Genomic DNA, 26,867 nt, shown 5'->3' on the forward strand with positions numbered 1-26,867 from the left:
CGCAGCACAAATTGCAGGAGCCGGCTTGCCGGCTCCTGCAGAGGATCGAGGTGATTTTACTCGCGTGGCACCAGGTCCAGGCACACCGAGTTGATGCAATACCGCAGGCCAGTGGGCGGCGGGCCATCCGGGAACACATGCCCCAGGTGCGCATCGCATTTGGCGCAGACCACTTCGGTGCGGATCATGCCGTGGCTGACATCTCGAATCTCGGTCATGGCGTTGTCGCCGATCGGCGCATAGAAACTCGGCCAGCCGCAGCCGGAATCAAACTTTGTTTTTGAGTCGAACAGCGGCTCTTTGCAGCAGATACAGTGGTAAACACCGTCGACCTTGCTGTCGTTGTACTTGCCGGAGAACGGCCGTTCGGTGCCCTTGAGGCGGCAAACGTTGTATTGCTCCGGATCAAGCATCGCCCGCCATTCTTCCAGGGTTTTTTCCAACTTTTCCATCATCACACCTCAGCAGCTGAAAAAGCCCGATCTGTACCTTTTCCACGGATCGGACGGCACGTATGATTGCGCCTCGTCAAACGCCAGTCTGGCAGCCAGACCACGCGCATTCAAACGGATTTATGGGTGCTGCCTCTCAAGGCGTCAGGCCTGTGTGAATACGCAGGATTCCCAGTACGGTAGTTCTTACACCGCCTGGATCGTTCATTTTCGGGAACACATCGCCATGCAGGTCAGCAAATCGAACAAGCTCGCCAACGTCTGCTACGACATTCGCGGCCCAGTGCTCAAGCACGCCAAACGCCTGGAGGAGGAAGGCCATCGCATCCTCAAGCTGAACATCGGCAACCCGGCGCCTTTTGGTTTCGAAGCGCCGGATGAAATCCTCCAGGACGTGATCCGCAACCTGCCGACCGCTCAGGGCTACAGCGATTCCAAAGGCCTGTTCAGTGCGCGTAAGGCCGTCATGCAGTACTACCAGCAAAAGCAGGTAGAAGGCGTCGGCATTGAAGACATTTACCTGGGCAATGGCGTTTCCGAGCTGATCGTGATGTCGATGCAAGCGCTGCTCAACAACGGCGACGAAGTGTTGGTCCCGGCTCCCGACTATCCGCTGTGGACCGCTGCCGTGAGCCTGTCGGGCGGCAACCCGGTGCATTACCTGTGCGATGAGCAGGCCAACTGGTGGCCGGACCTGGCCGACATCAAGGCCAAGATCACCCCGAATACCAAAGCACTGGTGATCATCAACCCGAACAACCCGACCGGCGCGGTGTATTCGAAAGAAGTCCTGCTGGGCATGCTGGAACTGGCCCGCCAGCACAACCTGGTGGTGTTTTCCGACGAGATCTACGACAAAATTCTTTACGACGATGCCGTGCACATCTGCACCGCATCCCTGGCCCCGGACCTGCTGTGCCTGACCTTCAACGGCCTGTCCAAGTCCTATCGCGTGGCCGGTTTCCGTTCCGGCTGGATTGCTATTTCCGGGCCGAAACACCATGCGCAAAGCTACATCGAAGGCATCGACATGCTGGCCAACATGCGCCTGTGTGCCAACGTGCCGAGCCAGCACGCGATCCAGACGGCCCTCGGCGGTTATCAGAGCATCAACGATCTGATACTGCCGCAAGGTCGCCTGCTGGAACAACGCAACCGTACCTGGGAATTGCTCAATGACATTCCCGGTGTGAGCTGCGTCAAGCCGATGGGTGCACTGTATGCGTTCCCGCGCATCGACCCGAAAGTCTGCCCGATCCACAACGACGAAAAATTCGTGCTCGACCTGCTGTTGTCGGAAAAGCTGCTGGTGGTTCAAGGCACCGCGTTCAACTGGCCATGGCCGGACCACTTCCGCGTCGTGACCCTGCCGCGCGTCGACGACCTGGACATGGCCATCGGACGAATCGGCAACTTCCTCAAATCCTATCGCCAGTAATCGGTCTGGCCCCGTGCGACTTTTCTGCGAAAGTCGCACGAGGATTAATTCAGCAACATATCTTTAAGCCTCGCCGGGCATCCTCACTGCAATCGCTGACCGGTAGCAAGCTTTGCGACCGCGTCCAACAATGACGGGGGCTGCGAGGCGAATCGGCTGACAAACACTTCCCCCTCCCACGTCGGAAATGCCCTTCAAGCGGCTAGACTGTTGCTGTAGGACACAGTTTGAAATAGTCACCCGGTTGAATAGCCCGTTGCAGCACCTTATATACCCCGCAGTACGCTACATCTTTAGCAAAAGGAGATTTCTACAACCATGATGCGCATCCTGCTGTTTTTGGCCACTAACCTGGCGGTCGTGCTGATTGCCAGCATCACCCTGAGCCTTTTCGGCTTCAACGGGTTCATGGCGGCCAATGGGGTTGACCTCAACCTCAATCAGCTGCTGATTTTCTGTGCGGTCTTTGGTTTCGCCGGTTCCCTGTTCTCGCTGTTCATCTCCAAGTGGATGGCGAAGATGAGCACCAGCACCCAGATCATTACCCAGCCGCGCACACGTCACGAGCAATGGCTGCTGCAAACGGTCGAGCAACTGTCTCGCGAAGCCGGGATCAAGATGCCGGAAGTCGGGATTTTCCCGGCCTACGAGGCGAACGCCTTCGCCACTGGCTGGAACAAGAACGACGCGCTGGTCGCGGTCAGCCAGGGCTTGCTCGAGCGATTCTCGCCGGATGAAGTAAAAGCCGTTCTGGCCCACGAAATCGGCCACGTGGCCAATGGCGACATGGTGACTCTGGCGCTGATCCAGGGCGTGGTGAACACCTTCGTCATGTTCTTCGCGCGGATCATCGGCAACTTTGTCGACAAAGTGATCTTCAAGAACGAAGAAGGCCAGGGTATCGCCTACTACATCGCGACCATCTTCGCCGAACTGGTGCTGGGTATCCTGGCCAGCTCCATCGTCATGTGGTTCTCGCGCAAACGCGAGTTCCGTGCCGATGAAGCCGGTGCACGCCTGGCAGGCACCAACGCGATGATTGGCGCCCTGCAGCGCCTGCGTGCTGAACAAGGGCTGCCGGTGCACATGCCCGATACCCTGAACGCTTTCGGCATCAACGGTGGCATCAAACAGGGGTTCGCCCGCATGTTCATGAGCCACCCGCCGCTGGAAGAGCGCATCGACGCGTTGCGTCGTCGGGGCTGAGAGGTTCCGCACTAAAGAAAAGGCCCGCAGCGATGCGGGCCTTTTTTGTCTGTCTGAATTGTGTGGTGCTTACTCTGACCTCATCGTCGGAACGCCGCCCGGACCAAGCCCGCGATGAGGTCAGTACAAACAACACACGTTTATCGGCTGGAAACCCGATAAACCCGCTCCTCAAGTCGCGTTACGCCGCTCTCGATAAACTTCCAGCTCTCACCCAGGACATCCTGGTCTTCCAGAATCTTCAGCGACCACACCGCTCCGAACAACCGTTGCACTTCATCATCAAGCACGGCAAACGGCGGCCCGTCTTTTTGCGCCTGGTCGTAATCCAGCGTGATCAAAAGCCCCAAAGAGTCTTTCGGCAGAATCCGGATCAGGTGAGCCGCATATTGCTCTCGCATCTTCGGTGGCAAGGCAATCAACGCTGCGCGGTCGTACAAAGCGCTGCAATCGGCAACATCCCCGGCAGTCAAGGCGAAGAAATCACCACACCAGATCTCGATCGAACCCGCCCGATACACCGTAAAAGGCCCTTGATCGCTGACATCCGGGTCAAATTGGTGCTCGTGGAAAAAGTCTTCCACTGCTTTTTCCGACAACTCGACACCCAACACTTCGTGACCGCATTTCGCCAGCCATAGCAAATCCAGGCTTTTCCCACATAACGGCACCAGTACGCGCGCCCCTTCCTCCAGGCCCAACTGAGGCCAGTACCGTTGCAAATATGGATTCACTTCCGGCAGATGAAAGCCGATCTGATTCGACGTCCACCGCTTGTGCCAAAACTCCGGCTGCATAAATAACCCCGAAAATTCGATCAAAACACCCTAAAACTTATATTAGATTTAGATCAATGATCTGACTGAAGATAGGGCCATCTTACTCTCAGGAGCTCATTCATGTTTCCCAGCCTTTACATCTCTCATGGCTCACCGATGCTGGCACTGGAACCCGGCGCCAGCGGGCCGGCCCTCGCACGCCTGGCGGCTGCATTGCCGAAGCCCCGGGCCATCGTGATTGTTTCCGCGCATTGGGAAAGTAATGAATTGCTGGTCAGCGGCAACCCACAGCCTGAAACCTGGCATGACTTCGGCGGCTTTCCAAAAGCGTTGTTCGAGGTGCAATACCCTGCGCCCGGCGATCCACAATTGGCGACAGAGGTTGTCGAGTTGCTTAAGCGCAGTGACCTGCCCGCCCGCATCGACAGCAAACGGCCTTTCGACCATGGCGTCTGGGTGCCGTTGTCGTTGATGTATCCGCAGGCCGATATCCCGGTGGTGCAAGTCTCGCTGCCCACACACGGCGGTCCTGCGCTGCAAACCCGCGTCGGCCAAGCCCTTGGAAGCTTGCGCGAACACGGTGTGCTGTTGATTGGCTCGGGCAGCATCACCCACAACCTGCGCGAACTGGACTGGCACGCTGGCCCGGAAAGCGTCGAACCGTGGGCGAAGGTGTTTCGCGACTGGATGATCGAGAAACTTGAAGCCAACGACGAAGCCGCCCTCCACGACTATCGTCAGCAAGCACCGAACGCCGTGCGCAACCACCCGAGCGATGAACATTTGTTGCCGTTGTACTTTGCCCGCGGTGCCGGCGGGTCATTCAGCATCATTCACCAGGGATTCACCATGGGCGCCCTGGGCATGGACATTTATCGCTTCGGCTGATGAAAAAACCGAGAGCTGCGGCCGCCCGACTCAGACCACATCAACGCCGACATGAATCGCATCATGTCGCCAGAACTCCAGGTCACAATCGATCAGCCGCTCATGCTGATCGTAATTGACCCGGGCAATGCGCAATCCCGGGCTCCCGACCGACACCCGTAACGCCGCCGACGCATCCACCGACAACGCTGTCGGCACGATCTCGAAACGCACCCGCCCGTAGTGCAAATCGTAATGCCGCGCGTACAGCTCGGTGATCGACTGATTCAGATCAAACTCGAGAATCCCCGGAAAATACTGCGGATTGAGGTAGTGCTCCACATACAACACCAGCCGCTCATCAATTCGCCGTGCGCGGCAGATCTGAATCACGCTCGACAACGCCGGCAACTGCAACCAGGCGCAGACCGCCGCCGACGCCGGTTGCAAGCGTGCCGAAATCACCTCCGTGGACGGCACCCGCCCCTGAGCGCTGACCATCGCGTGGAAGTGGCTGCGTTGCATCAGGTTGTAAGCCAGGCGCGGTGGCGACACGAACCAGCCCCGCCGCTCTTCGCGATAAATCTGCCCTTGGGCTTCCAACTGAAGCAACGCTTCACGCACGGTAATGCGCGTGGTACCAAACAACTCACTGAGCTTGCGCTCCGCCGGCAACTTGCTGCCGGGTGCCAACAGGCCGTGGTCGAGCTGCTCCTGAAGAACCTGCCCGATGGCTGTCACCGCTTTGGTTGTCTCGATGCGCATCAACGTTACCTATCTGGACTAGACCAGCACTGTTTCGGAGCGAAACCGTCCTTTGAAACGGCTCCGTCAACTGTCTGCAAGCCTAGGCACTGCAGATGACTGACAGATGACAAAGGCGCCGAACGGTTCCGTCAGGTGCCTGCAATATCATGGCCAAGTCCTTTTATATCAGCTCGTTAGCCATGGTCTACGCTTATCCCGAAGCCTGAGCGTTGTTGCACAAAAAATAGAGGAGGACCGCTGGTCGACATCAAAATGTCATCAGAGGCGCCTAGATTGGCTCAGGTATTGCTGACCTAGACCAACACCACCGCAATCGCAGCGTTGAAAACGCCCAAAGGAGCTTCGGATGAAAAAGCTTTTCCTGGCATCACTGTTAGGCTCGACCATTGCCATGTGCACCGCCGCCATGGCGGCTGATGATTTGAAAACCCTGGAAGCCGCGGCGAAAGCGGAAGGTGCCGTCAACAGTGTCGGCATGCCCGACAACTGGGCCAACTGGAAAGGCACCTGGGATGACCTCGCCAAGAACTACGGCCTGAAACACATCGACACCGACATGAGCTCGGCCCAGGAAATCGCCAAGTTCAAAGCTGAAAAAGACAACGCCACGGCCGACATCGGCGACGTCGGAGCAGCGTTCGGTCCGATTGCGGTCAAGCAAGACGTCGTCCAGCCTTACAAGCCAAGCACCTGGGATCAGATTCCGAGCTGGGCTAAAGACAAGGACGGCAACTGGGCGCTGGCCTACACCGGCACCATCGCCTTCATCATCAACAACAAGCTGCTGCATGGTTCGGATGCCCCGACCAAATGGGCTGATCTGAAGACCGGTAAATACAAGGTTTCCATCGGTGACGTCAGCACCGCCGCACAAGCCGCCAACGGCGTCCTGGCGGCAGCCCTTGCCAACGGTGGCGATGAGAAGAACCTTCAGCCGGCGCTGTTGCTGTTCGCCGACATCGCCAAGCAAGGCCGCCTGTCCATGGCCAACCCGACGATTGCCACCATGGAAAAGGGTGAGATCGAAGTCGGTGTGGTCTGGGACTTCAACGGCCTGAGCTACAAGGCCAAGATGGCTAATCCGGATGACTACACCGTGCTGATTCCTTCCGACGGCTCGGTGATTTCCGGTTACACCACCATCATCAACAAATACGCCAAGCACCCGAACGCCGCCAAACTGGCCCGCGAATACATCTTCAGCGACGCCGGCCAGATCAACCTGGCGCGCGGCAACGCTCGTCCGATCCGTGCCGAACACCTGACATTGCCAGCCGATGTTCAGGCTCAGTTGCTGCCTAACGAGCAGTACAAAGGCGTGACCCCGATCAAGGACGCGGACGCGTGGGAAAAGACTTCCAAGGCCCTTCCTCAGAAGTGGAACGAAGAAGTCATCGTCGAGATGAAGTAACACCCGTGTAGGAGCCGGCTTGCTGGCGATGCATCACCGCGGTGCTCTGATGAACCGCGGTGCCTTGATCGCCAGCAAGCCGGCTCCTGCAGATTTTGTCGATCCATCTGTTTCGCGGAGTTCCGCCCCTATGAAGCACAACGTCATCCTTGTCGTGCTCGACGGCCTCAGTTACGAAGTTGCGCGCCACGCCATGGGGCACCTGCAGGCGTATGTTGGCGCAAGACGCGCGGCGCTCTACAAACTGGAGTGCGAACTGCCGGCCCTGTCCCGCCCGCTGTATGAATGCATCCTGACCGGCGTCACGCCGATCGACAGTGGCATCGTCCACAACAACGTCTCGCGCCTGTCCAATCAGCGCAGCATCTATCACTACGCGACTGACGCCGGACTGAAAACCGCCGCCGCGGCCTATCACTGGGTCAGTGAGCTGTATAACCGCTCGCCGTTCGTGCCCGCCCGGGACCGTCACACCGACGCCCCCGAATTGCCGATCCAGCACGGACATTTCTACTGGAACGACCATTACCCGGATTCGCACCTGTTCGCCGACGCGGAAAACCTGCGCCTGCGCCATGCGCCGAATTTCCTGCTGGTGCACCCCATGAATATCGACGACGCCGGACACAAGCACGGCCTCGACACACCGCAATACCGCAACAGCGCCCGCTCGGCGGACATCATCCTCGCCGACTACCTGCAAGGCTGGCTCGACGCCGGTTACCAGGTGCTGGTGACCGCTGACCACGGCATGAACAACGACCGCTCCCACAACGGCCTGTTGCCAGAGGAGCGCGAAGTTCCATTGTTCGTGTTCGGCGACGCCTTCAGCTTCAACGCCAGCGCCGCACCGAAACAAACCGAAATCTGCGGCACTGTCTGCGAACTGCTGGGCGTGACCCACGACAAACCAGTGTGCCGGGAGCTGCTCAAGTGAATGCCATGACTCGCGGCAAATGGCTGGCGGCCTTGTGCCTGGTGCCCTTCGCGCTGTTCTTTATCGTGTTCGAGATCGCCCCGCTGGTATGGGTGATGATCAACAGCCTGCAATCGGAAGAGTTCGGCTGGGGCCTGGCCAACTTCACCCGGATCTTCAATTCGAAGTTCTATCTGCAGGCGATCCAGTACAGCCTCGAGATCAGTTTCTGGTCCAGTGTGTTCGGGATCATCATCGCCGTACTCGGCGCCTACTCCCTGCGCCGGGTCGACTCGAAGCTGCGCAACTTCGTCAACGCCTTCGCCAACATGACCAGCAATTTCTCCGGCGTCCCGTTGGCTTTCGCGTTCATCATCCTGCTGGGTTTCAACGGCAGCATAACCATCATGCTCAAGCAGGCCGGGATCATTGAGGACTTCAACCTGTACTCGAAAACCGGGCTGATCATTCTCTACACCTACTTCCAGATTCCCCTGGGCGTGCTGCTGCTCTACCCGGCCTTCGACGCCCTGCGCGAAGACTGGCGTGAGTCCGCCGAACTGCTCGGCGCCAACAGCTGGCAATTCTGGCGACACATCGGTTTGCCGGTGCTGACGCCTGCGCTGCTCGGCACGTTCGTGATCCTGCTGGCCAACGCCCTCGGCGCCTACGCCACGGTGTATGCCCTGACCACCGGCAACTTCAACGTGCTGACGATCCGTATTGCAGCGATGGTCTCCGGCGACATTTCCCTGGACCCGAACCTGGCCAGTGCCCTGGCCGTGGTGCTGGTGGCGTTGATGACCCTGGTGACCGTCGTGCATCAGCTGCTGTTGAAGAGGAGCTACCATGTCTCGCGCTGAATTGGGCCCCGCCGGTGTGTATCACCGCGTCGTGGTGTACCTGCTGTTTGCCATTCTGTTGCTGCCGCTGGTCGGCACGTTTATCTACTCGATTTCCAGCAGTTGGTCGGCAACCATTCTGCCCAGCGGTTTCAGCATCAAATGGTACGTAGAGCTGTGGAGCGATCCGCGTTTCCTGAGTGCTTTCGGCCAATCGCTGCTCGTCTGCGTCGGCTCGCTGATCCTGGCAGTGGTGCTGATTCTGCCGCTGCTGTTCGTGGTGCATTACCACTTCCCGAAACTCGACGCGTGGATGAACATCCTGATCCTGCTGCCGTTCGCGGTGCCGCCGGTGGTGTCATCGGTGGGGTTGTTGCAGCTCTACGGGTCGGGGCCGCTCGCGATGGTCGGCACGCCCTGGATTCTGATCGGCTGCTATTTCACCGTGGCGCTGCCGTTCATGTACCGGGCAATCACCAATAACCTGCAAGCCATCAACCTGCACGACCTGATGGACGCCGCTCAACTCCTCGGCGCCAGCACCTGGCAAGCTGCGTTCCTGGTCGTACTGCCGAACCTGCGCAAGGGCTTGATGGTGGCGTTGCTGCTGTCGTTCTCGTTCCTGTTCGGAGAGTTCGTATTCGCCAATATCCTTGTCGGTACCCGTTACGAAACCCTGCAGGTCTACCTCAACAACATGCGTAACAGCAGCGGCCACTTCACCAGTGCGGTGGTGATTTCCTACTTCCTCTTTGTGCTGGTTCTGACCTGGGCGGCCAATATCTTGAACAAGGACAAAAGCGAATGAGCTATGTCAGCGTCCAACACTTACAGAAAAACTACGCGGGCACCACGGTGTTCAGCGACATCAACTGCGAAATCCGCAAGGGTGAATTCGTCACCCTCCTCGGCCCGTCCGGCTGCGGTAAATCGACGCTGCTGCGCTGCATCGCCGGGCTGACGTCGGTAGATGGCGGCAAGATCCTGCTCGATGGTCACGATCTCGTACCGCTGAGCCCGCAGAAGCGCGGCATCGGCATGGTCTTCCAGAGTTATGCGCTGTTCCCCAACATGACCGTGGAGCAGAACGTCGCCTTCGGTTTGCGCATGCAGAAGGTCAACAGCGACGACAGCCAGAAGCGCGTCGCCGAAGTGTTGCAACTGGTGGAACTCAACGATTTCGCTGCGCGCTATCCGCATCAACTGTCCGGCGGTCAATGTCAGCGTGTCGCCCTCGCCCGCTCATTGGTGACTCGTCCACGCCTGTTGTTGCTGGACGAACCGCTGTCGGCCCTCGATGCGCGGATTCGCAAGCACTTGCGCGAACAGATCCGTCAGATCCAGCGCGAACTCGGCCTGACTACGATCTTCGTCACACACGATCAGGAAGAAGCCCTGACCATGTCTGACCGGATTTTCCTGATGAATCAAGGAAAAATCGTACAGAGCGGCGACGCCGAAACCCTGTACACCGCGCCCGTGGATGTTTTTGCCGCCGGCTTCATCGGCAACTACAACCTGCTGGACGCCGACAGCGCCACGAAACTGCTGCAACGACCAATCACCCATCGCCTGGCGATTCGCCCGGAAGCCATCGAACTGAGCCTGAATGGCGAGCTAGACGCTCAAGTGCGCAGCCATAGCCTGCTTGGCAACGTGATTCGCTACCGGGTTGAAGCTCGCGGCGTGGAATTGGTGGTGGATGTGCTCAACCGCTCGGCGGCCGATCTGCACCCCGATGGTCAGCGCTTGGCGCTTTCCATCGATCCGTCGGCCCTGTGTGAGGTAGCCTGATGACTTTGCTGATGTTGAAGAGAGAACTGCACTGATGGCCCTGGCAATTTTTGATCTGGACGAAACCCTGATCCACGGCGACTGCGCCACCCTCTGGAGCGAACAGATGGGCCGGCTGGGCTGGGTCGATCCCGAGTCGTTCATGCGTCAGAACAACGAATTGATGGACGCTTACAGCCACGGCAAGCTGCGCATGGAGGACTACATGACCTTCAGCCTCGAGCCGATGATCGGACGCACGCCGGAAGAGGTCGACCATCTGGTGGGCCCGTGGGTGGAAGACTTCATCGAACCGATCATCTTCAGCGACGCCACCAAAGCCATCGCCGCGCACCGCAAGGCGGGCGACCGGATTCTGGTGATTTCGGCGTCGGGTACGCACCTGGTCAGGCCGATTGCCGACCGTTTGGGCATCGACGAGATTCTCGGCATCGAGCTGGAAGTGTTGCATGGGGTTTATAGCGGCCACACCGTCGGCACGCTGACCTACCGTGAAGGCAAGATCACGCGCTTGCTGGAGTGGCTGGATGCGGAAGAAGAAAACCTGGAGGGCGCGAGTTTCTACTCGGATTCACGCAACGATTTGCCGCTGCTGCTGAAGGTAGATTTCCCACACGTGGTGAACCCTGATCCGGTACTGCTCGAGCACGCCGAAAAAGCCGGCTGGCCGATCCATAGCTGGAAGTAACGCAGATCCGGTGGGAGCGGACTTGTCCGCGATTCAGGCGACGCGGTATGTCTGTGATAACTGCGTCATCGTTCATCGCGGGTAAGCCCGCTCCCACAGGTTCGGTGTTGTCAGGTAAGGCTTTCGTCGATCACCAACACCAACTTCCCCGCCACCTTGTTCGTCGCCAACTCGGCAAACGCCGCTTCGGCATCCTTGATCGGGAAGGTCTTCGCCAACTGCGGGCTCAACCGCCCTTCGGCAAATAACGGCCAGACATGCTGGCTCAGATCACTGAACAGATCCGCCTTGAACTGATCGTCCCGGTTGCGCAAGGTCGAACCCAGCAACTGCGCACGTTTGGCCAGTACCTGCGCCAGATCCAGTTTTGCCTCACGGCCGCCCATCAAGCCGATCAGCACCCAGCGGCCATCACGGGCCAGCAGCTTCAGATTCAGTGCGGCGTAGTTGCCGCCGACCGGGTCGAGAATCACATCGAACGGACCCAAGTCGCTCAAGCTTTCAAGTTCGTCGGTGCGTACCACACCACCCTGGGCACCCAGCGCTTCGCAGTAAGCCAGCCGCTCGGCAGAACCGACGCTGACCCAGCACGGGTTGCCAAACGCCTTGCACAGCTGAATGGCAGCTGAACCGATTCCACTTGCTCCGGCGTGCAGAAGAACTTTCTCACCCGGCTTGAGCGCGGCCAATTGAAACAAATTCAGCCAAACGGTCGCATAGACTTCGGGTAGCGCTGCCGCCTCTACCAGGGACAATCCTTCGGGCACCGGTAGAACATGCCGTCCGTCGACAACCACCTCTTCGGCCATCCCGCCCCCGGCCAGCAAGGCACAGACCCGATCACCGACCTGCCACGACGAGCCAGGGCCGACCTCGCTGATCACCCCGGAACACTCCAGACCCAGTACCTGACTGGCCCCCGGCGGTGGCGGATAAAGTCCCGCCTTCTGTAACAAATCGGCGCGATTGAGGCCCGCTGCCGCTACCCGAATGCGAACTTGCCCTACATCACATGTAGGACTGGGCTCTTCAAGCCACTCCACTTGACCTTCCACGCCTTGCAATGCTTTCACAGTGCCTCCATAGTGAGTCTGGACTGAGCCCGTAGCTGTAGCTCCGGGCTTTCTTGCATTATGTGACCGGCCCTTTGTGGAACCGGCGACTTCAAAGACGGCCTAATATGCGTGATCAATTGTCCCCGCGTCGAATCAGCATGAAGCATCTGTTCCCCAGCACCGCCCTCGCCCTATTTATTGGTATCGGCCTGCTGCCGATGTCGAGCAATACGTTCGCAGCCAATAGCTGGGACAAGCTTCAGCCAGATCGTGACGAAGTGATCGCCAGTCTGAATGTCGTCGAGTTGCTCAAGCGTCACCATTACAGCAAGCCGCCGCTCGACGACGCGCGCTCTGTAATCATCTACGACAGCTACCTCAAGCTGCTGGATCCGTCGCGCAGCTACTTCATGGCCAGCGACATTGCCGAATTCGACAAGTGGAAAACCCAGTTCGACGACTTCCTCAAAAGCGGCGACCTCAATGCCGGTTTCACCATCTACAAGCGCTACCTGGACCGCGTAAAAACGCGTCTGGACTTTGCCCTTGCAGAGCTGAACAAGGGCGTCGACAAGATCGACTTCACCGCCAAGGAAACCTTGCTGATCGACCGCAAGGACGCTCCTTGGCTCAAGTCCACCGCAGAGCTCGACGACCTGTGGCGCAAACGCGTCAAGGATGAAGTACTGCGGATGAAGATTGCGGGCAAAGAACCCAAGCAGATTCAGGAAACGCTGACCAAGCGCTACAAGAATCAGCTCGCTCGCCTGGACCAGACCCGCGCGGAAGACATCTTCCAGGCGTACATCAACACCTTCGCCATGTCCTACGACCCGCACACCAACTATCTGTCGCCGGATAATGCGGAAAACTTCGACATCAACATGAGCCTGTCCCTCGAAGGCATTGGCGCTGTGTTGCAGAGCGATAACGACCAGGTGAAAGTTGTGCGCCTGGTGCCTGCCGGCCCGGCCGACAAGACCAAGCAGGTCGCACCGGCCGACAAGATCATCGGCGTTGCCCAGGGCAACAAAGAGATGGTCGACGTGGTTGGCTGGCGCCTGGACGAAGTGGTCAAGCTGATCCGTGGCCCGAAAGGCACCGTGGTGCGCCTGGAGGTCATCCCGGCCAGCAATGCGCCGAACGACCAGACCACCAAGATCGTGCCGATCACCCGCGAAGCGGTGAAGCTTGAAGATCAGGCAGTGAAGAAGTCGGTTCTCAACCTGAAACAGGACGGCAAGGACTACAAGCTCGGCGTCATCGAGATCCCGGCCTTCTACCTCGACTTCAAGGCCTTCCGTGCCGGCGATCCGGACTACAAGAGCACCACGCGCGACGTCAAGAAACTGTTGACCGAGTTGCAGAAAGACAAGGTCGACGGCGTGGTCATCGACCTGCGCAACAACGGCGGCGGTTCCTTGCAGGAAGCCACCGAGCTGACCAGTCTGTTCATTGACAAGGGGCCGACCGTACTCGTGCGTAACGCCGATGGCCGGGTCGATGTGCTCGAAGATGAAAACCCGGGCGCGTTCTACAAAGGCCCGATGGCGTTGCTCGTCAACCGCTTGTCCGCCTCGGCCTCGGAGATTTTTGCCGGCGCCATGCAGGACTACCACCGCGCGCTGATCATTGGCGGCCAGACCTTCGGCAAAGGCACCGTGCAGACCATTCAGCCGCTGAACCATGGCGAACTGAAACTGACCCTGGCCAAGTTCTACCGGGTTTCCGGGCAGAGCACCCAGCATCAGGGCGTACTGCCGGACATCGATTACCCGTCGATCATTGACACCAAGGAAATTGGCGAGAGTGCCTTGCCGGAAGCCATGCCGTGGGACACCATCCGCGCGGCCATCAAGCCTGCGATCGATCCGTTCAAACCGTACATTGCGCAGCTCAAGTCCGAGCATGACGTACGTTCGACCAAGGATGCGGAGTTCGTGTTCATCCGCGACAAATTGGCCCTGGCGCAGAAACTGATGACAGAAAAAACCGTCAGCCTCAATGAAGCTGAACGTCGTGCGCAACACAGCGATATCGAAGCCAAGCAACTGGCGATGGAAAACATCCGTCGCAAAGCCAAAGGCGAAGAACCGCTCAAAGAGCTGAAAAAAGAAGACGAAGATGCCCTGGCGGCCGAGCCGGACAAGACCAAACCAGAAGACGATGCCTACCTGAGCGAAACCGGTCGGATTCTGTTGGACTACCTGAAACTCAACACCGCAGTCGCCAAGCACTGAGTGGTGACGTGCAAGATGATGGCAATTTAATGCTGACTCTTCCTTAGCGTCATCAAACAGTCATCATTCTGTCGTGAAATAAAGGACTGAGAGCTTTGGCTCTCAGTCCTTTTTTTTCGCCAGAGATTGCCATGACCACTACCGAACAGCTGAGTGCATTGAGTTCAATACTGACTCAAAGCGGTTTGCACAGCCTGTTCCAGCCAATCATTTCGCTCTCTGAACGACGCATTGTCGGATACGAAGCGCTCAGCCGCGGCCCCTCCAACAGCCCGCTGCACTCGCCTATCGCCTTGTTCGCCGTCGCCCGCCAGGCTGGCCGTTTGAACGAGCTGGAAATTGCCTGCCGTGAGAGCGCTTGCCGGCGCTTCAATGAACAAAAACTGCCGGGCAAACTCTTTCTCAACGTGTCACCGGAATCGCTGCTTGAAGCGGCTCATCAACCGGGTCGGACCCTGCAACTGCTGCAGGATTTCGGTATACCGCCCAGCCAGGTGGTCATCGAACTGACAGAACAGACGCCGACCGACGATTTCCAGCTGTTGCAAAATGCGCTGCATCACTATCGGGCGATGGGATTTTCCATTGCCCTGGATGATTTGGGCGCCGGTTATTCGAGCCTGCGCCTGTGGTCTGAGCTGCGACCTGACTATGTAAAGATCGATCGACACTTCATCGACGGTATCCATCAGGATGCACTCAAGCGCGAATTTGTAGGCTCCATCATGCAAATCGCCAAAGCCTCTCGGGCACAAGTGATTGCAGAAGGTATCGAGCTGCCGGAGGAACTCGCGGTGTTGACCGATATGGGCGTTGATCTGGTTCAGGGTTACTTGCTCTGCCGTCCTCAAGAACATCCGCCAAGGGATGCGCGAAACCTGATGCCCAAACAGGACAGTTCCGCTGTGGCGCTGAACGACGAAGGCAGCGACCTCAGCGCTCTTTTGATCGATCAGCCAGCGGTCGCGCGCAATACGCCGACTGCCACGGTACTGGAAGCTTTCCGTCGCCAAGCCAACCTCAACTCGCTGGCTGTGCTTGATGAACAAGGCCACCCCTGTGGCATTGTCCATCGGCATTCGCTGTCGGACGCCCTGCTCAAACCCTTTGCCACCGACCTGTTCGCCCGCAAGCCCATCAGCCGCTTGATGAACGATGACTTTCTCGCCGTCGAAATGAGCCAGTCGCTGCAACAGGTCAGCCGGCTGATCACCAGCCGCGCACGACAACGCATTGAAGAGGACTTCATCATTACCCTGAACGGCGGGTATCTGGGGTTGGGCCGGGTGATCGACGTTCTGAAGCTGATTACCGAACTGAAGATCCAGCAGGCCCGCTACGCCAACCCGCTGACCCTGCTGCCGGGCAATGTACCGATCCAGCAATGCCTGACGCGCCTGCTGCAACAGCAACGGGAATCGGTGATCTGCTACGTGGACATCGACAGTTTCAAACCCTTCAACGACATCTACGGCTACGGCCGCGGGGACGAAGTCCTGCTGTGCCTGGCGCAATGTCTGAATGATCGCGTCGACCCGTCCCGCGACTTCGTCGGCCATATCGGCGGTGATGACTTTCTGCTGGTGCTCGGCCCCGAAGACTGGCGCAAACGCCTGACCCAGTTGCTCGACGATTTCCAAAGTCAGTGCCGACGCTTCTACCGCGCCGAACACCTGGAAGCCGGCTGCTTCATCGCCCCGAACCGCCAGGGTGTGCGGCAGGAATTTCCGTTGTTATCGCTGTCGATTGGTGTGGTGCATTTGCATCCACAGGCCTGCGGACAACTCGATGCGAGCCAGTTGGCGGAGATGGCGTCGCAGGCCAAACATCACGCGAAAAATGTGCCGGGGTATAGCGTGCATGTGATTGATAGTTTGGCGGTGCCAGCTAGCGAAGAGGCGTTATTAACCGGGCAGCGCTGATAATCACAAAAAAGATCGCAGCCTTCGGCAGCTCAGATATACGCGATTCCCCTGTAGCTGCCGAACGCTCTGATCTTTTGATCTTGGTGGCGAGGGAGCTTGCTCCCTCGCCACAACAGCGATCGGCGCTACTCCGAACGCCGCGCTTTCAATCGCCGCCCCAACACATCCAGCACATCACACCCATCCCGCAACGGAATGGCGCAGAGCAAGGCGAAATCACTGAGGATGAACGACTGACATTCGATCGAGCCGCGCATCGACAGGTTTTCCATGACTTGGGTGACGGCGCGGATTCGATAGCTGGCCGCGTCGTATAAAACGTCGAGTGGTGCGAGGGTATCGACGAACAAGGTGGGCATGTCGTCGCAGTTGCTGGTGAGCGCCATGAAGCGGTTTTCGGGGGGTGGGGCTGGCTTTTCGTAGGGTGGGTCGGGGTGAAGAGTTGTCATCAGTCAGATTCCTAACGTATGAATTGGACCGCCAACAATCACTTCCACGCAATGGGTGGCGGCTGTACGCAGGTGTGGAAGACCGAGACGTTAGGCACTCGGCGCACTCGAAAGCGCCCCGCGCACAGCCACCATAAATCACAGACGATAAAAAACGCCGAACTGGTGGCGCTTGACGCGCCTAACGATAGAAGGGCTTCCACACCCTGTCACTGAATTTGCAGTGACCGCTAGAGACTATCGATGTGGCCCGATGCGCACCAGTTCATGGAAACCGCTACAACTTGAAGGAAACTTCCGACGACCTTGCCCAGAAATTTCGCAGCCTGTAAGACCGCCTTCGCGGGCAAGCCTTGCTCCTACAGAATGGAGGCATTCCGCCAAAATTTTGGGCACGACTCCAACCCTGTAGGAACGAGCCTGCTCGCGAATTGAGCGCGAAGCGGTCATAAATCTATCTGTCTCAGAGATAACAAGTCTTACCAGGTTGATTGATCTTCAAGACTGGCCTTGTGGAGGTCGTCCTTCCACTGAATAGTCGCCAAGCGAAAGATGTCTTCGAAAAATAACCGTGGACAATTCATCTCGTCCCAACCATCGGGGAGAGACGAATACTCTTCAGGATCATGTTCAAGCAATGCCTGAAAATCGTAATTCTTGTCCTGAAGGCTCTCCTCTAAACATTTATAAAGCAAATATCTGTGACGATAGGATCGCTTGTTGGTTAGGCAGTACTTCAGTATTAACTCCTCCCGATCTATTGGATTATTAGGGTCGTATCTCTCAAGCTCTTCTCCGAGGGTCTCCTCACGATCATATATATCGAAACATCCTAAAAAATATGAAGGTGTCGGAATATATGGCTGCTCAGTTCCAGGATCAATAAGCATCGTATTACCTACTTTGGATATAGCGTGAAAGGCACGCCAAATTTATCAAATTTCATTTCAAACCCATTAAGTTCAACGAGTTTCGGGTTTTGTTTCGACTTTGAATTCGGCTTATACCCTTCCCCTGCGCCGGGGAGCTCCATCCGAACAATGTCATTATCTCTATTATCCTTTCCTGTAAAACGAGGTAGTCCTTGTTCAGTTCTCGTGGTTCCGAGGATATAAGCCTTATGCATCAGTTCCCAGCTGTAAAATCGAGAACTGGGGTTACCTATTTTATTTTTAGGAGTTCTACCAGTTATGGGATCCGTACCATCAATAGCTCGCTGCTTCCATTTGGCATCTGGTACCGCTGGACTATGTTTCCCCACCATATGCATGCCCTGGCTTTTATCCAACCGTCTAATTTCGTTCTCGGAAAGCTCCGCAGCACTTAACTTAGGCCTCGGTAACTCAGGCTCACCCTCATCAACCTTAGCGCCAGATGCATCATCCGGCGCCCTACACCCAAGCTTATCCGGCGGCGGACAATTCCCGCTCAACCCCAACGGATCAACCCACCCCGTCGGATTCAGCGCATACCGATACTGATTCAGCCCACCCGCCAGCTTCACCGGATCCGGCGTCAGGTACCGCCCCACCTCCGGATCATAGTACCGATGCCGGTTGTAATGCAGGCCGCTCTCGTTGTCGAAGTATTGGCCTTGGAATCGAAGCGGTTGGTCGAGTTGCTCCCCCCCGCCAAACGCCAGATGCGTAACTTTGCCGTAGGCGTTGTACTTCGCCGACCAGACAATTTCGCCGCCGTAATCCGTCAGTTCCTGCGGTGTGCCGAGGTGGTCGAGTTGGTAGTAAAACGGGCAGGCCTTGCGCGGGCCTTTGCCGTCGAGCATGGCGAGGGGGCGGAAGGTGCCGGGTTCGTAGACGTAGCTGCGGTAATGCTCGCGGCTGCTTTCGGCGACGAGGATCGAACCGCCGACATTCTGCTTGTAAGGCAGACGCTCTCCCAGCTGAGCTAATCACCCTTTACCTTCGTTGCGGGGCGCATTGTGCCACAGATTTTCATAAAGTGTTGATTTAATTGATAAATAATTCAAAAAAATCTGAAAACCAGTGAAACGACGCATCCTGCAGGAACTTCAGGCAGAAAAAAACCCGCGTTAGCGGGCTTTTCCGTGGTGACCTGGCGTTCAGCGTTCCAGGTTACCGAATATGGCGCAGCGGACGGGACTCGAACCCGCGACCCCCGGCGTGACAGGCCGGTATTCTAACCGACTGAACTACCGCTGCGCGTAACACTGAAAGTAAATGGTGGGTGATGACGGGATCGAACCGCCGACATTCTGCTTGTAAGGCAGACGCTCTCCCAGCTGAGCTAATCACCCTTTCACCGCGGTCGTCGAATCGCCAAGCTTTATCAGCCGCTCCATGTCCAACAGCGAAGGCATGTCCGTGGCGCGACTGACCGTGTCCGCCGCTCGGTTGAACCAACGCTTCAGCTGTTCGCGGTACAGGGACAAGGTGTCCGGAAAGCTGTCGAGTTCCCGCTCGATACGGTCGATGTGCTCCATCAACCCACCGCGCGGCATGAAGTGAAGCGAAAAATCGGGTCGATCATGAGCAATCCCTCGCGCAGAAAATGGGCGCGCGAGACTTTGCGGGGGATCAGTCCAGAAAGAAGTCAGGAAAGTAGGGTGTGGCTGTAGGGCAAATCTCTAAATATTGATCACCGAAAAACACGCAGGCAAAAACGCAAACGTGGCGAGAGGTTTCCCTCACGCCACGTTCGTTTATCGGACAACTGTGGGGTTATTACTCAGACCCGCGAGACACCAACTCTTTGAGTTTGATCTCGGCCAACGGATGTCCTGCTTCTGCAGCCATCGCCCAAAACCGAGCCGCCTCATCCGGATCCGGCGCTTTGCTCGCCGTCCCTGCCAGGCAGATCACGCCCACCTGATACGCCGCCTTGCCATCGCCCGCCAACGCCGCCAGACGCAACAATCGGACACCTTCCTCACGTGCCCCAAGGCCAACGCCGCGAAAGGTCAGGATATGGCCATAGAAGCTCTGGGCACCAACATCACCCAGGTTAGCCATGCGCGCGAACTGGCCCTCGAGCCATTTCCAGCCACGGGGCTGGCGCACAAACCATGACCAGTGAAACAGCCTGCGGGCCAACCAGTAAGAGGCCCGTGCCTTGAGTCGTAAAAACACTCAGGCTTCCGCCGATTCGGGGTATTCGTATTCGAAGACTCGCACCACTTCCGAGGCATGCCACGAGGCGGCGGCGACGCCATCGGACGGACCGGAGAAACGCCCCAGGCGCTCGACACATTCAAAGAAACCGGTGCGCGGCAGGCGACTCGCGCCCTGGCTGATCACCAGCGAGCTGCGCAGTGGCTGCTCGGCCTTGGCGTCCAGTGCGGCCAAGTGTTCAAGGGCCGCGGTCAGGGTCTGCATGGCCGGCGTCGGCAATTGCAGACGCTCCAGCAACGCGCGGTAAGTCAGCAGATGACGCTGGCGGCGCGCCTGATCCAGCTCACCCAGCAACCCATCCCAATGTTGACGACTGATGCGTACGCTCACGATTCATCCCTCCACCCTGGCACCGTCAATTCCCAGGCCAGGCTGCGGCGAATCGCTGCGTCGGGTTGACGCTCGCCACTTTCGATCAAGGCCAGATAAGACGGGCTGATGCCTACCGTGCGGGCCAGCGCCTCGATGGCGATGCCCTTCCCTTCGCGCAAACTGCGTAGTTGATCCAGACCCGGAAGAATCTGGTCTGGTGTTGCCGCGTGACGCTCCGGGGCGACCCGCGACGGTTGTTGATCGATACCTGCTGCTTTGAGTAGAGCCTGATACTGAGCCCACGGAACAACCGCATACTCGGGCTCGCCTTCGCGTGTGATTATCTGAATATCCATGACTTCCCCGTAGGACAACGACACTTAGCGAGTCGGCGCTTTTCCTTAGAAGTGTAATCCTAACAGCGGCCAAGGTCGCGGGGGTATGAATATAGGGATGATCCTGAATCGACTCAGCTATTTTTCGGACCCTGCAGCTGAAGTTGCTCCGGGGTATCGGGCAAACGCTCGACCACCGCGAGCTTCTCCGGCAACTGGCGGTTGCGCCAGGCCCGGAAGGCGTTGAGTTCGTCGTCGAGGACCTTCATCAGCCAGGCCAGCACGGCGATGTCATCGAGCATGCCGAACACCGGAATGAAATCAGGAATAGCATCCACCGGGCTCAGGAAGTACATCAGACCTGCCACCACCGAAATCAGCGCTTTAGGGCTGATGGCCCGATATTCACCGCGCCAGTAAGCCAGGCACAGCGCCTGCAACAAACGCAGGTCATCTTTGAGCTTGCCCAAACGGTTACCCTGGCTGGCACCTTTGCTGGCCACCGCGAACAGCAGCGTCGGCAATCGTCCACGGGCGAGCAGGCGTCCGGCCAATGGCAGGAAACGAGCAAAATTCCAAGGCGTTTTCATCTTTCCTCCCGCTGAAATGTTATCCACACAAATTGTGGATAACCTTGTGAACAGACCTGCATTTCACCGCTGAAAGCCCCGTTTCATAAGGGCTCAACTCAGATCGGGCGTTTTTTACTCACATAAAAAAACCCAAGATTTCATTGACTTGGCGCTCCGGCGCCGCTAGCGCAGGCGCTCTCAATGGCTATGACTCCTGCCTGCAACATCCGTTCGCTTTGTTTACCCTTGCCGGACGCCAGATGCAACAACGCCCCGCATAGGCGAGGCGTTGTTGTCAGGACAGGCGCTAATTACTTGGCAGCGTCGTCTTGTTTTGCCGGATCCTTGATTGCCAGCAACTCCAGCTCGAAAACCAGCACCGAGTTGGCTGGAATCGCCGGGCTTGGGCTTTGGGCGCCGTAAGCCAGTTCGCTAGGGATGTACAGTTTGTACTTCTCGCCAACGTGCATCAGTTGCAGGCCTTCGACCCAACCCGGGATCACGCCGCTGACCGGCAGATCGATCGGGCTGCCGCGCTCGACGGAGCTGTCGAAGACGGTGCCGTTTGTCAGGGTGCCGGTGTAGTGAACAGTCACTACGTCAGTCGGCTTGGGCTGTGCGCCGTCGGCTTTCTTGACCACTTCATACTGCAGGCCCGAAGCAGTGGTGGTAACACCGGCTTTCTTGGCGTTGTCTTCGAGGAACTTCTTGCCGGCGGCTGCCGACTCTTCACTCATTTTGGCCATACGTTCTTCAGCACGTTTCTGCAGTGCCGCGAAGGCTTCGACCAATTCGTCATCCTTCAGCTTCTGTTCTTTCTTGCCGACGGCATCTTCAATGCCCTGGGCAACGGCTTTGGAGTCCAGATCATCCATGCCTTCCTGAGCCAGGCTCTTGCCCATGTTCAGGCCAATCCCGTAGGAAGCTTTTTGCGCCGGGGTTTTCAGCTCTACGCTGGTCTGCGAGTCACAACCCGCAAGTACCAGGCTAACCAGGGCCACCGCCGCCGCCAACCGATGCTGTTTCATGCTATTTCCTTGTTCATGCGCCTAAAGGGCAATCGAGTAAAGCCGCGAGCTTATCAGGCGGCCACGACCAATGGCTACCGGCATGAGAGCAGGAAACTTCTGATAAGTTCAGGTGTTTTAACGCATTTCCGGAATCGGGTGATGAAGCTTCTGTCATCTTCGCCTCACCGACACAACTGACCTGTCCCACAATACTTGGCGTAATGGCTACTTGCCGCACGTTTGCAGCTCAGGCATAAGAGAGCGACAAATCGACAAGGATGTTTATCTTGGGCCTCTTTTATCGCTTGCTGGTTCTGATCGTTGCGTTGCTGGGCCTGTGCCTGGCCGTGATTCTGTATTACGTCGCCAACCCGAAACTGCCGACCTGGACGCCCGCGCAGCAGGTGCATTACCTGGAGCAGTGGAGCGCAACGGACCGCCAGACCTATTACTTCACGCCCCAAGGCACTCAAGTCAAAGGCTTGCGCTACGACTGGTTCACCGCGCTCGAACTGCCTTTTTCGCAACAGCGGTTTGCCGCTCCGGAATACCTCGCGCGCTTCGGTTTTCTGGTCGATCCCGTGCAGAAAGCCACGCCCAATAACCCCGGCAACCTGCCCGTGGGCTTTGCCCGCCATCAAAACCCAGGCAACCCGGACCAGTTTCTGGACATCACCTGTGCCGCCTGCCACACCGGCGAGTTGCGTTTCAACGGCCAGGCTATCCGCATCGATGGCGGTTCGGCGCAGCATGTCTTGCCTTCCAGCGTTCCTACACTGCGCGGTGGCAGTTTCGGACAGGCACTGGTCGCCAGTCTCGCTTCGACTTACTACAACCCATGGAAATTCGAGCGTTTCGCTCGCAACGTGCTGGGCCAGGACTACGACGCCCGGCATCAACAACTGCGCAAAGACTTCAAGACCTCTCTCGACACCTTCCTGAAAGTCGCCTGGAACGACACTCACCGTGGGCTCTACCCTACCGAGGAAGGCCCTGGCCGTACCGATGCGTTCGGGCGTATTGCCAACGCCAGTTTTGGTGACGCGATATCACCCACCAACTATCGGGTAGCCAACGCGCCTGTCGATTACCCACAACTGTGGGACATGTGGACCTTCGATTGGGTGCAGTGGAACGGTTCGGCACAGCAGCCGATGGCTCGTAACATAGGCGAGGCCCTGGGGGTAGGCGCCACGCTGAGTTTCTTCGACAGCAATGGGCAGCCACTCAAGGGCGACTATCGCTACCCGTCCAGCGTCCGGGTGCGCGACTTACACCAGATCGAAGAAACCCTGCAGCGACTCAAACCGCCGGCCTGGCCGGAAGATCTGCTCGGAGCCATCGACAAACCGCTCGCGGCCAAGGGCCGAGCGCTGTTTACGGAAAACTGCGCGGGCTGCCACGTCCCACGGACAACCCAGGAAGGCGAGCGTTGGGTGCAGCAGTTACACATGCTGCCCGTCGACGTCATCGGCACCGATCCAACTGCAGCGAACAACATTGCCAGCCACCGTTTCGACCTGACCGCGCTGCAATGGGACCCGACGGAGTTGGCACAGATGGACGTGAAGCTGCACCCGACACCGGAAGAACCGCTGGACCTGAGTCAGCTTTCGGTGGCCAAGGGGCTGGCCTACGTCACGGCTTTCGTCGAGGACAGGGCTTACCGGGAGGCCAAGGTCACAGCAGTGGAGAAACCCCGGCTCGACGGCTTCGGCCTGCCGATCGGCGTTCGTGAAAAGGTCGCCTACAAGGCTCGGCCGTTGGCCGGCGTTTGGGCGACAGCGCCGTTCCTGCACAACGGATCGGTGCCGAGCATTTATCAATTGCTCTCGCCCCAATACGAACGCGCGGCCACCTTTTATAAAGGCACATTCGAGTACGACCCGAAACATCTGGGCTATCGCACCGAAGCCTTCACCAACGGCTTCCTATTCGATACACGCCTTACCGGCAACCACAACAGTGGCCATGAGTTCCGCGCCGGTAAACACGGCAACGGGGTGATTGGCCGACTCCTGCAACCCGAGGAACGCTGGGCGTTGCTGGAGTACCTGAAAGTGCTGGGCGGCCCGCTGGAGGCGCAATTACCATGATCATGACCACCTTCAAGAAGGATTTGCCGATGCTCGCCCGGTTCTGGTTGTGGCTGGGCCGCCTGCTTGGCAAAACCCTGCTGATTCTGCTGTGCATCGGTTTGCTCGGCTGGGCACTGGCCACTGCCTGGTTTGCCTGGCAGCACCGTGGACCGGTCTCGGCACTGGAGCAGATTCCGGATGGCGAGGCCGCCATGACCCAGGATGTGATCCAGACCGCCGTGCGGATTGTCGATCAACACCGCGAAAGCACCCGTTATCTACGTGATGCCCATGCCAAGGCCCATGGCTGCGTGAAGGCCGAGGTGCAGGTGTTGCCGGATCTCGCGGCAGAGTTGCGTCAAGGTGTGTTCAGTGAGCCGGGCAAGACCTGGCAAGCGACGTTGCGCCTGTCCAACGGCAATGCTTACCCGCAATTCGACAGCATCCGCGATGCACGGGGCATGGCGATCAAACTGCTCGATGTGCCAGGCAAACAACTGCTCAGCGATCAACAGCGTCGCGGCGAGCAGGACTTCGTGATGTTCAGCCATCCAAACTTCTTTGTCAGCGATGTCGCCGAGTATCGTCAGAATGTCGCCGCTCAGGCTGACGGAAAAAAGGTAATGGCGTTCTTTCCGGGCTGGGATCCACGCACCTGGCAGGTTCGTCATCTGTTTATCGCCTTGGCGACGCTTTCTCCGCCACCACCGAGCCCGACCCAAACGACGTACTTTTCGGTTTCGCCCTACAAATTCGGTGAGGCCAATGCCAAGTTTCGGGTCATGCCCGACCCGGCCAATTGCCCGGCCTACGCCCTGCCCGCGCAAAACCAGAAGTTACCGAACTTTCTGCGCAATGCGTTGAACCAGCAGCTGTCGACCGACCGTGCGCCCGCCTGTTTTGTCCTGCAAATCCAGCAGCAAGATGCAGACAAGTACATGCCGATCGAAGACACCAGTGTTGAATGGAGGGAAAGCGACGCGCCTTTCCAGACAGTGGCGCGGATCAACGTACCCGCTCAGGACTTCGACACGCCAGCGCTGAACCTGCAATGCGACAACCAGTCATTCAATCCATGGTTCGGAGTGGAGGCCCATCGCCCGATTGGCGGCATCAACCGCTTGCGCAAAGCTGTTTACGAGGCAGTCAGCGATTACCGGCACAGCAGAAACGCCGAACAGTAAGCAGGCACCAACGAAAAAAGCGACCCGAAGGTCGCTTTTTCAGTAGGAGCCAGCAAAAAAGCCAAACCCCAGACAGCAAAAAGCCCGCTTAAAGCGGGCTTTTTCCGTGGTGACCTGGCGTTCAGCGTTCCAGGTTACCGAATATGGCGCAGCGGACGGGACTCGAACCCGCGACCCCCGGCGTGACAGGCCGGTATTCTAACCGACTGAACTACCGCTGCGCGTAGCGTTGAAAGTAAATGGTGGGTGATGACGGGATCGAACCGCCGACATTCTGCTTGTAAGGCAGACGCTCTCCCAGCTGAGCTAATCACCCTTCACTTTCGGTGTGGCGCGCATTCTACGGAGCGACCTCACCTCTGGCAAGCACTTTTTTAAATAATTTTTTCAGGCCTTCCAAAGGCTTAGAGAAGGGTTGGCCTATGGCGCCACGAAGAGAATAATGCCCCACTTTGTATAAAGGAGAGACTCGCCCCATGTGGTTCAAAAACCTGCTTATCTATCGCCTGACCCAAGATCTGCCTTTTGATGCCGAGGCGTTGGAAACTGCACTGGCCACCAAACTGGCGCGTTCATGTGCAAGCCAGGAGTTGACCACCTACGGTTTCGTCGCGCCCTTCGGCAAGGGCGAAGATGCACCACTGGTGCACGTCAGCGGCGACTTCCTACTGATCTCCGCGCGTAAAGAAGAACGCATTCTGCCCGGCAGCGTCGTGCGCGACGCCGTGAAGGAAAAGGTCGAAGAGATCGAAGCCGAACAAATGCGCAAGGTCTACAAAAAGGAACGCGACCAGATCAAGGATGAAATCATCCAGGCCTTCCTGCCGCGCGCCTTTATCCGTCGTTCGTCGACCTTCGCTGCCATCGCGCCGAAACAAGGTCTGATTCTGGTCAACTCGGCCAGCCCGAAACGTGCCGAAGACCTGCTGTCGACCCTGCGTGAAGTGATCGGCACCCTGCCGGTACGTCCGTTGACCGTGAAAATGTCCCCGACCGCCACCATGACGGAATGGGTCACCACCCAGAAAGCCGCGGATGACTTCTTTGTGCTGGACGAGTGCGAGCTGCGCGACACCCACGAAGACGGCGGTATCGTGCGTTGCAAGCGTCAGGACCTGACCAGCGAAGAAATCCAGTTGCACCTGAGCACCGGCAAAGTGGTCACTCAGCTGTCGCTGGCCTGGCAGGACAAGCTGTCCTTCGTCCTCGATGACAAGATGGTGGTCAAACGCCTGAAGTTCGAAGACCTGCTGCAGGATCAGGCGGAACAGGACGGCGGCGAAGAGGCCCTCGGCCAGCTGGATGCCAGTTTCACCCTGATGATGCTGACTTTCGGCGACTTCCTCCCGGCACTGGTTGAAGCGCTGGGCGGTGAAGAGACTCCGCAAGGGATCTAA

26 protein-coding genes, 5 tRNA genes and 1 pseudogene are annotated in these 26,867 nt (G+C 57.9%); 14 read left to right on the forward strand and 18 right to left on the reverse strand.

What is annotated here, in order from left to right:
- Positions 1-56: 56 nt before the first annotated feature.
- Positions 57-452: a peptide-methionine (R)-S-oxide reductase MsrB gene (msrB, locus tag Q7W83_RS20260; protein ID WP_150632231.1), complete on the reverse strand. Its 396-nt coding sequence runs from the start codon at positions 450-452 to the stop codon at positions 57-59.
- A gap of 226 nt (positions 453-678) precedes the next feature.
- Here msrB and Q7W83_RS20265 point away from each other — a divergent pair, with 226 nt between their 5' ends.
- Together Q7W83_RS20265 and htpX are read left to right on the forward strand one after the other, a co-directional pair.
- Positions 679-1,890 carry a pyridoxal phosphate-dependent aminotransferase gene (locus Q7W83_RS20265; RefSeq protein WP_150636425.1) on the forward strand — a complete coding sequence of 404 codons (1,212 nt, stop codon included), beginning with the start codon at positions 679-681 and terminating at the stop codon, positions 1,888-1,890.
- A gap of 318 nt (positions 1,891-2,208) precedes the next feature.
- Positions 2,209-3,096: a protease HtpX gene (gene htpX / locus Q7W83_RS20270; RefSeq protein WP_008030365.1), complete on the forward strand. Its 888-nt coding sequence runs from the start codon at positions 2,209-2,211 to the stop codon at positions 3,094-3,096.
- A 140-nt stretch (positions 3,097-3,236) separates the two neighbouring features.
- Here htpX and Q7W83_RS20275 read toward each other — a convergent pair whose 3' ends face one another.
- Positions 3,237-3,893 (reverse strand): thiopurine S-methyltransferase, encoded by a 657-nt coding sequence (locus Q7W83_RS20275; protein WP_150632232.1) that lies wholly within the window; start codon positions 3,891-3,893, stop codon positions 3,237-3,239.
- A 102-nt stretch (positions 3,894-3,995) separates the two neighbouring features.
- On the opposite strand from Q7W83_RS20275, the gene Q7W83_RS20280 reads away from it, so the two are divergent.
- Positions 3,996-4,763 carry a DODA-type extradiol aromatic ring-opening family dioxygenase gene (locus Q7W83_RS20280; RefSeq protein WP_150635969.1) on the forward strand — a complete coding sequence of 256 codons (768 nt, stop codon included), beginning with the start codon at positions 3,996-3,998 and terminating at the stop codon, positions 4,761-4,763.
- A gap of 30 nt (positions 4,764-4,793) precedes the next feature.
- Here Q7W83_RS20280 and Q7W83_RS20285 read toward each other — a convergent pair whose 3' ends face one another.
- Positions 4,794-5,507, reverse strand: a complete 714-nt coding sequence (locus tag Q7W83_RS20285; RefSeq protein WP_150632234.1) for a UTRA domain-containing protein — start codon at positions 5,505-5,507, stop codon at positions 4,794-4,796.
- 349 nt (positions 5,508-5,856) lie between these two features.
- Here Q7W83_RS20285 and Q7W83_RS20290 point away from each other — a divergent pair, with 349 nt between their 5' ends.
- The 6 genes from Q7W83_RS20290 to Q7W83_RS20315 all read left to right on the forward strand — a co-directional run bounded on the left by Q7W83_RS20290 (position 5,857) and on the right by Q7W83_RS20315 (position 11,161).
- Positions 5,857-6,921: an ABC transporter substrate-binding protein gene (locus Q7W83_RS20290; RefSeq protein WP_150632235.1), complete on the forward strand. Its 1,065-nt coding sequence runs from the start codon at positions 5,857-5,859 to the stop codon at positions 6,919-6,921.
- Positions 6,922-7,051: 130 nt separating this feature from the next.
- A complete protein-coding gene (locus Q7W83_RS20295) occupies positions 7,052-7,858 on the forward strand; it encodes an alkaline phosphatase family protein (protein WP_150654634.1) in 807 nt (268 codons plus the stop codon).
- A gap of 5 nt (positions 7,859-7,863) precedes the next feature.
- On the forward strand, positions 7,864-8,700 hold the full coding sequence (locus tag Q7W83_RS20300) for an ABC transporter permease (protein ID WP_191623702.1): 837 nt from the start codon (positions 7,864-7,866) through the stop codon (positions 8,698-8,700).
- A complete protein-coding gene (locus tag Q7W83_RS20305) occupies positions 8,687-9,487 on the forward strand; it encodes an ABC transporter permease (RefSeq protein ID WP_150632238.1) in 801 nt (266 codons plus the stop codon). The genes Q7W83_RS20300 and Q7W83_RS20305 overlap by 14 nt, the downstream gene beginning before the upstream one ends.
- Positions 9,484-10,473: an ABC transporter ATP-binding protein gene (locus Q7W83_RS20310; protein WP_150632239.1), complete on the forward strand. Its 990-nt coding sequence runs from the start codon at positions 9,484-9,486 to the stop codon at positions 10,471-10,473. The genes Q7W83_RS20305 and Q7W83_RS20310 overlap by 4 nt, the downstream gene beginning before the upstream one ends.
- A gap of 34 nt (positions 10,474-10,507) precedes the next feature.
- Positions 10,508-11,161 (forward strand): HAD family hydrolase, encoded by a 654-nt coding sequence (locus tag Q7W83_RS20315; RefSeq protein WP_150632240.1) that lies wholly within the window; start codon positions 10,508-10,510, stop codon positions 11,159-11,161.
- A gap of 110 nt (positions 11,162-11,271) precedes the next feature.
- Here the strand turns inward: Q7W83_RS20315 and Q7W83_RS20320 are convergent, their stop codons facing one another.
- Positions 11,272-12,234 carry a zinc-binding dehydrogenase gene (locus Q7W83_RS20320; protein ID WP_150635973.1) on the reverse strand — a complete coding sequence of 321 codons (963 nt, stop codon included), beginning with the start codon at positions 12,232-12,234 and terminating at the stop codon, positions 11,272-11,274.
- A gap of 140 nt (positions 12,235-12,374) precedes the next feature.
- Between Q7W83_RS20320 and Q7W83_RS20325 the strand changes: the two genes are divergently transcribed.
- On the forward strand, positions 12,375-14,456 hold the full coding sequence (locus Q7W83_RS20325; RefSeq protein ID WP_191623703.1) for a carboxy terminal-processing peptidase: 2,082 nt from the start codon (positions 12,375-12,377) through the stop codon (positions 14,454-14,456).
- A 131-nt stretch (positions 14,457-14,587) separates the two neighbouring features.
- On the forward strand, positions 14,588-16,378 hold the full coding sequence (locus Q7W83_RS20330; protein WP_150632243.1) for a bifunctional diguanylate cyclase/phosphodiesterase: 1,791 nt from the start codon (positions 14,588-14,590) through the stop codon (positions 16,376-16,378).
- A gap of 128 nt (positions 16,379-16,506) precedes the next feature.
- Here the strand turns inward: Q7W83_RS20330 and Q7W83_RS20335 are convergent, their stop codons facing one another.
- The 12 genes and pseudogenes from Q7W83_RS20335 to Q7W83_RS20390 form a co-directional block, all read right to left on the reverse strand.
- Positions 16,507-16,830 (reverse strand): hypothetical protein, encoded by a 324-nt coding sequence (locus tag Q7W83_RS20335; RefSeq protein ID WP_150635975.1) that lies wholly within the window; start codon positions 16,828-16,830, stop codon positions 16,507-16,509.
- A gap of 479 nt (positions 16,831-17,309) precedes the next feature.
- Positions 17,310-17,720, reverse strand: coding sequence for a hypothetical protein (locus Q7W83_RS20340; RefSeq protein ID WP_150654632.1), 411 nt, complete (start codon positions 17,718-17,720; stop codon positions 17,310-17,312).
- A gap of 8 nt (positions 17,721-17,728) precedes the next feature.
- Positions 17,729-18,694 (reverse strand): annotated as a pseudogene (locus tag Q7W83_RS20345) (RHS repeat domain-containing protein); the annotation flags it as partial.
- A tRNA-Val gene (locus tag Q7W83_RS20350) sits at positions 18,679-18,738 on the reverse strand. The gene Q7W83_RS20350 and the pseudogene Q7W83_RS20345, both read right to left, overlap by 16 nt.
- Before the next feature lie 195 nt (positions 18,739-18,933).
- Positions 18,934-19,010: transfer RNA gene (locus tag Q7W83_RS20355), tRNA-Asp, on the reverse strand.
- 19 nt (positions 19,011-19,029) lie between these two features.
- A tRNA-Val gene (locus Q7W83_RS20360) sits at positions 19,030-19,105 on the reverse strand.
- Positions 19,100-19,291 carry a hypothetical protein gene (locus tag Q7W83_RS20365; RefSeq protein ID WP_473656709.1) on the reverse strand — a complete coding sequence of 64 codons (192 nt, stop codon included), beginning with the start codon at positions 19,289-19,291 and terminating at the stop codon, positions 19,100-19,102. Before Q7W83_RS20365 ends, Q7W83_RS20360 begins: the two co-directional genes overlap by 6 nt.
- 241 nt (positions 19,292-19,532) lie before the next feature.
- A complete protein-coding gene (locus Q7W83_RS20370; protein WP_150631665.1) occupies positions 19,533-19,937 on the reverse strand; it encodes an SEL1-like repeat protein in 405 nt (134 codons plus the stop codon).
- On the reverse strand, positions 19,938-20,309 hold the full coding sequence (locus Q7W83_RS20375) for a hypothetical protein (RefSeq protein ID WP_003223109.1): 372 nt from the start codon (positions 20,307-20,309) through the stop codon (positions 19,938-19,940).
- On the reverse strand, positions 20,306-20,647 hold the full coding sequence (locus Q7W83_RS20380) for a helix-turn-helix domain-containing protein (protein ID WP_150631666.1): 342 nt from the start codon (positions 20,645-20,647) through the stop codon (positions 20,306-20,308). The genes Q7W83_RS20375 and Q7W83_RS20380 overlap by 4 nt, the downstream gene beginning before the upstream one ends.
- 113 nt (positions 20,648-20,760) lie before the next feature.
- Positions 20,761-21,216, reverse strand: coding sequence for a YkvA family protein (locus Q7W83_RS20385; protein ID WP_150635991.1), 456 nt, complete (start codon positions 21,214-21,216; stop codon positions 20,761-20,763).
- Between the two features lie 293 nt (positions 21,217-21,509).
- Complete coding sequence (locus Q7W83_RS20390) at positions 21,510-22,226, reverse strand: FKBP-type peptidyl-prolyl cis-trans isomerase (RefSeq protein ID WP_150631668.1); 717 nt, start codon at positions 22,224-22,226, stop codon at positions 21,510-21,512.
- Positions 22,227-22,486: 260 nt separating this feature from the next.
- Between Q7W83_RS20390 and Q7W83_RS20395 the strand changes: the two genes are divergently transcribed.
- Both Q7W83_RS20395 and Q7W83_RS20400 read left to right on the forward strand, forming a co-directional pair.
- Positions 22,487-24,304: a di-heme-cytochrome C peroxidase gene (locus tag Q7W83_RS20395; RefSeq protein WP_473656717.1), complete on the forward strand. Its 1,818-nt coding sequence runs from the start codon at positions 22,487-22,489 to the stop codon at positions 24,302-24,304.
- The gene (locus tag Q7W83_RS20400; RefSeq protein WP_150635993.1) at positions 24,301-25,470 is read left to right on the forward strand and encodes a catalase family protein; all 1,170 of its coding nucleotides are present in this window, start codon (positions 24,301-24,303) and stop codon (positions 25,468-25,470) included. The genes Q7W83_RS20395 and Q7W83_RS20400 overlap by 4 nt, the downstream gene beginning before the upstream one ends.
- Before the next feature lie 144 nt (positions 25,471-25,614).
- Here the strand turns inward: Q7W83_RS20400 and Q7W83_RS20405 are convergent.
- Both Q7W83_RS20405 and Q7W83_RS20410 read right to left on the reverse strand, forming a co-directional pair.
- Positions 25,615-25,691, reverse strand: a tRNA-Asp gene (locus tag Q7W83_RS20405).
- Between the two features lie 19 nt (positions 25,692-25,710).
- Positions 25,711-25,786 (reverse strand) — tRNA-Val (locus Q7W83_RS20410).
- Positions 25,787-25,946: 160 nt separating this feature from the next.
- Here Q7W83_RS20410 and rdgC point away from each other — a divergent pair.
- Positions 25,947-26,867, forward strand: a complete 921-nt coding sequence (gene rdgC, locus Q7W83_RS20415; RefSeq protein ID WP_008035659.1) for a recombination-associated protein RdgC — start codon at positions 25,947-25,949, stop codon at positions 26,865-26,867.

The sequence above is a fragment of the Pseudomonas sp. 300 genome (assembly GCF_055803035.1).

Excerpts from the sequence above, each read along its gene's own strand:
- msrB (WP_150632231.1), bottom strand. The coding sequence starts at position 452 with ATGGAAAAGTTGGAAAAAACCCTGGAAGAATGGCGGGCGATGCTTGAT.
- Q7W83_RS20265 (WP_150636425.1), top strand. The coding sequence starts at position 679 with ATGCAGGTCAGCAAATCGAACAAGCTCGCCAACGTCTGCTACGACATT.
- htpX (WP_008030365.1), top strand. The coding sequence starts at position 2,209 with ATGATGCGCATCCTGCTGTTTTTGGCCACTAACCTGGCGGTCGTGCTG.
- Q7W83_RS20275 (WP_150632232.1), bottom strand. The coding sequence starts at position 3,893 with ATGCAGCCGGAGTTTTGGCACAAGCGGTGGACGTCGAATCAGATCGGC.
- Q7W83_RS20280 (WP_150635969.1), top strand. The coding sequence starts at position 3,996 with ATGTTTCCCAGCCTTTACATCTCTCATGGCTCACCGATGCTGGCACTG.
- Q7W83_RS20285 (WP_150632234.1), bottom strand. The coding sequence starts at position 5,507 with ATGCGCATCGAGACAACCAAAGCGGTGACAGCCATCGGGCAGGTTCTT.
- Q7W83_RS20290 (WP_150632235.1), top strand. The coding sequence starts at position 5,857 with ATGAAAAAGCTTTTCCTGGCATCACTGTTAGGCTCGACCATTGCCATG.
- Q7W83_RS20295 (WP_150654634.1), top strand. The coding sequence starts at position 7,052 with ATGAAGCACAACGTCATCCTTGTCGTGCTCGACGGCCTCAGTTACGAA.
- Q7W83_RS20300 (WP_191623702.1), top strand. The coding sequence starts at position 7,864 with ATGACTCGCGGCAAATGGCTGGCGGCCTTGTGCCTGGTGCCCTTCGCG.
- Q7W83_RS20305 (WP_150632238.1), top strand. The coding sequence starts at position 8,687 with ATGTCTCGCGCTGAATTGGGCCCCGCCGGTGTGTATCACCGCGTCGTG.
- Q7W83_RS20310 (WP_150632239.1), top strand. The coding sequence starts at position 9,484 with ATGAGCTATGTCAGCGTCCAACACTTACAGAAAAACTACGCGGGCACC.
- Q7W83_RS20315 (WP_150632240.1), top strand. The coding sequence starts at position 10,508 with ATGGCCCTGGCAATTTTTGATCTGGACGAAACCCTGATCCACGGCGAC.
- Q7W83_RS20325 (WP_191623703.1), top strand. The coding sequence starts at position 12,375 with ATGAAGCATCTGTTCCCCAGCACCGCCCTCGCCCTATTTATTGGTATC.
- Q7W83_RS20330 (WP_150632243.1), top strand. The coding sequence starts at position 14,588 with ATGACCACTACCGAACAGCTGAGTGCATTGAGTTCAATACTGACTCAA.
- Q7W83_RS20335 (WP_150635975.1), bottom strand. The coding sequence starts at position 16,830 with ATGACAACTCTTCACCCCGACCCACCCTACGAAAAGCCAGCCCCACCC.
- Q7W83_RS20340 (WP_150654632.1), bottom strand. The coding sequence starts at position 17,720 with ATGCTTATTGATCCTGGAACTGAGCAGCCATATATTCCGACACCTTCA.
- Q7W83_RS20365 (WP_473656709.1), bottom strand. The coding sequence starts at position 19,291 with ATGGAGCACATCGACCGTATCGAGCGGGAACTCGACAGCTTTCCGGAC.
- Q7W83_RS20380 (WP_150631666.1), bottom strand. The coding sequence starts at position 20,647 with ATGGATATTCAGATAATCACACGCGAAGGCGAGCCCGAGTATGCGGTT.
- Q7W83_RS20385 (WP_150635991.1), bottom strand. The coding sequence starts at position 21,216 with ATGAAAACGCCTTGGAATTTTGCTCGTTTCCTGCCATTGGCCGGACGC.
- Q7W83_RS20390 (WP_150631668.1), bottom strand. The coding sequence starts at position 22,226 with ATGAAACAGCATCGGTTGGCGGCGGCGGTGGCCCTGGTTAGCCTGGTA.
- Q7W83_RS20395 (WP_473656717.1), top strand. The coding sequence starts at position 22,487 with ATGTTTATCTTGGGCCTCTTTTATCGCTTGCTGGTTCTGATCGTTGCG.
- Q7W83_RS20400 (WP_150635993.1), top strand. The coding sequence starts at position 24,301 with ATGATCATGACCACCTTCAAGAAGGATTTGCCGATGCTCGCCCGGTTC.
- rdgC (WP_008035659.1), top strand. The coding sequence starts at position 25,947 with ATGTGGTTCAAAAACCTGCTTATCTATCGCCTGACCCAAGATCTGCCT.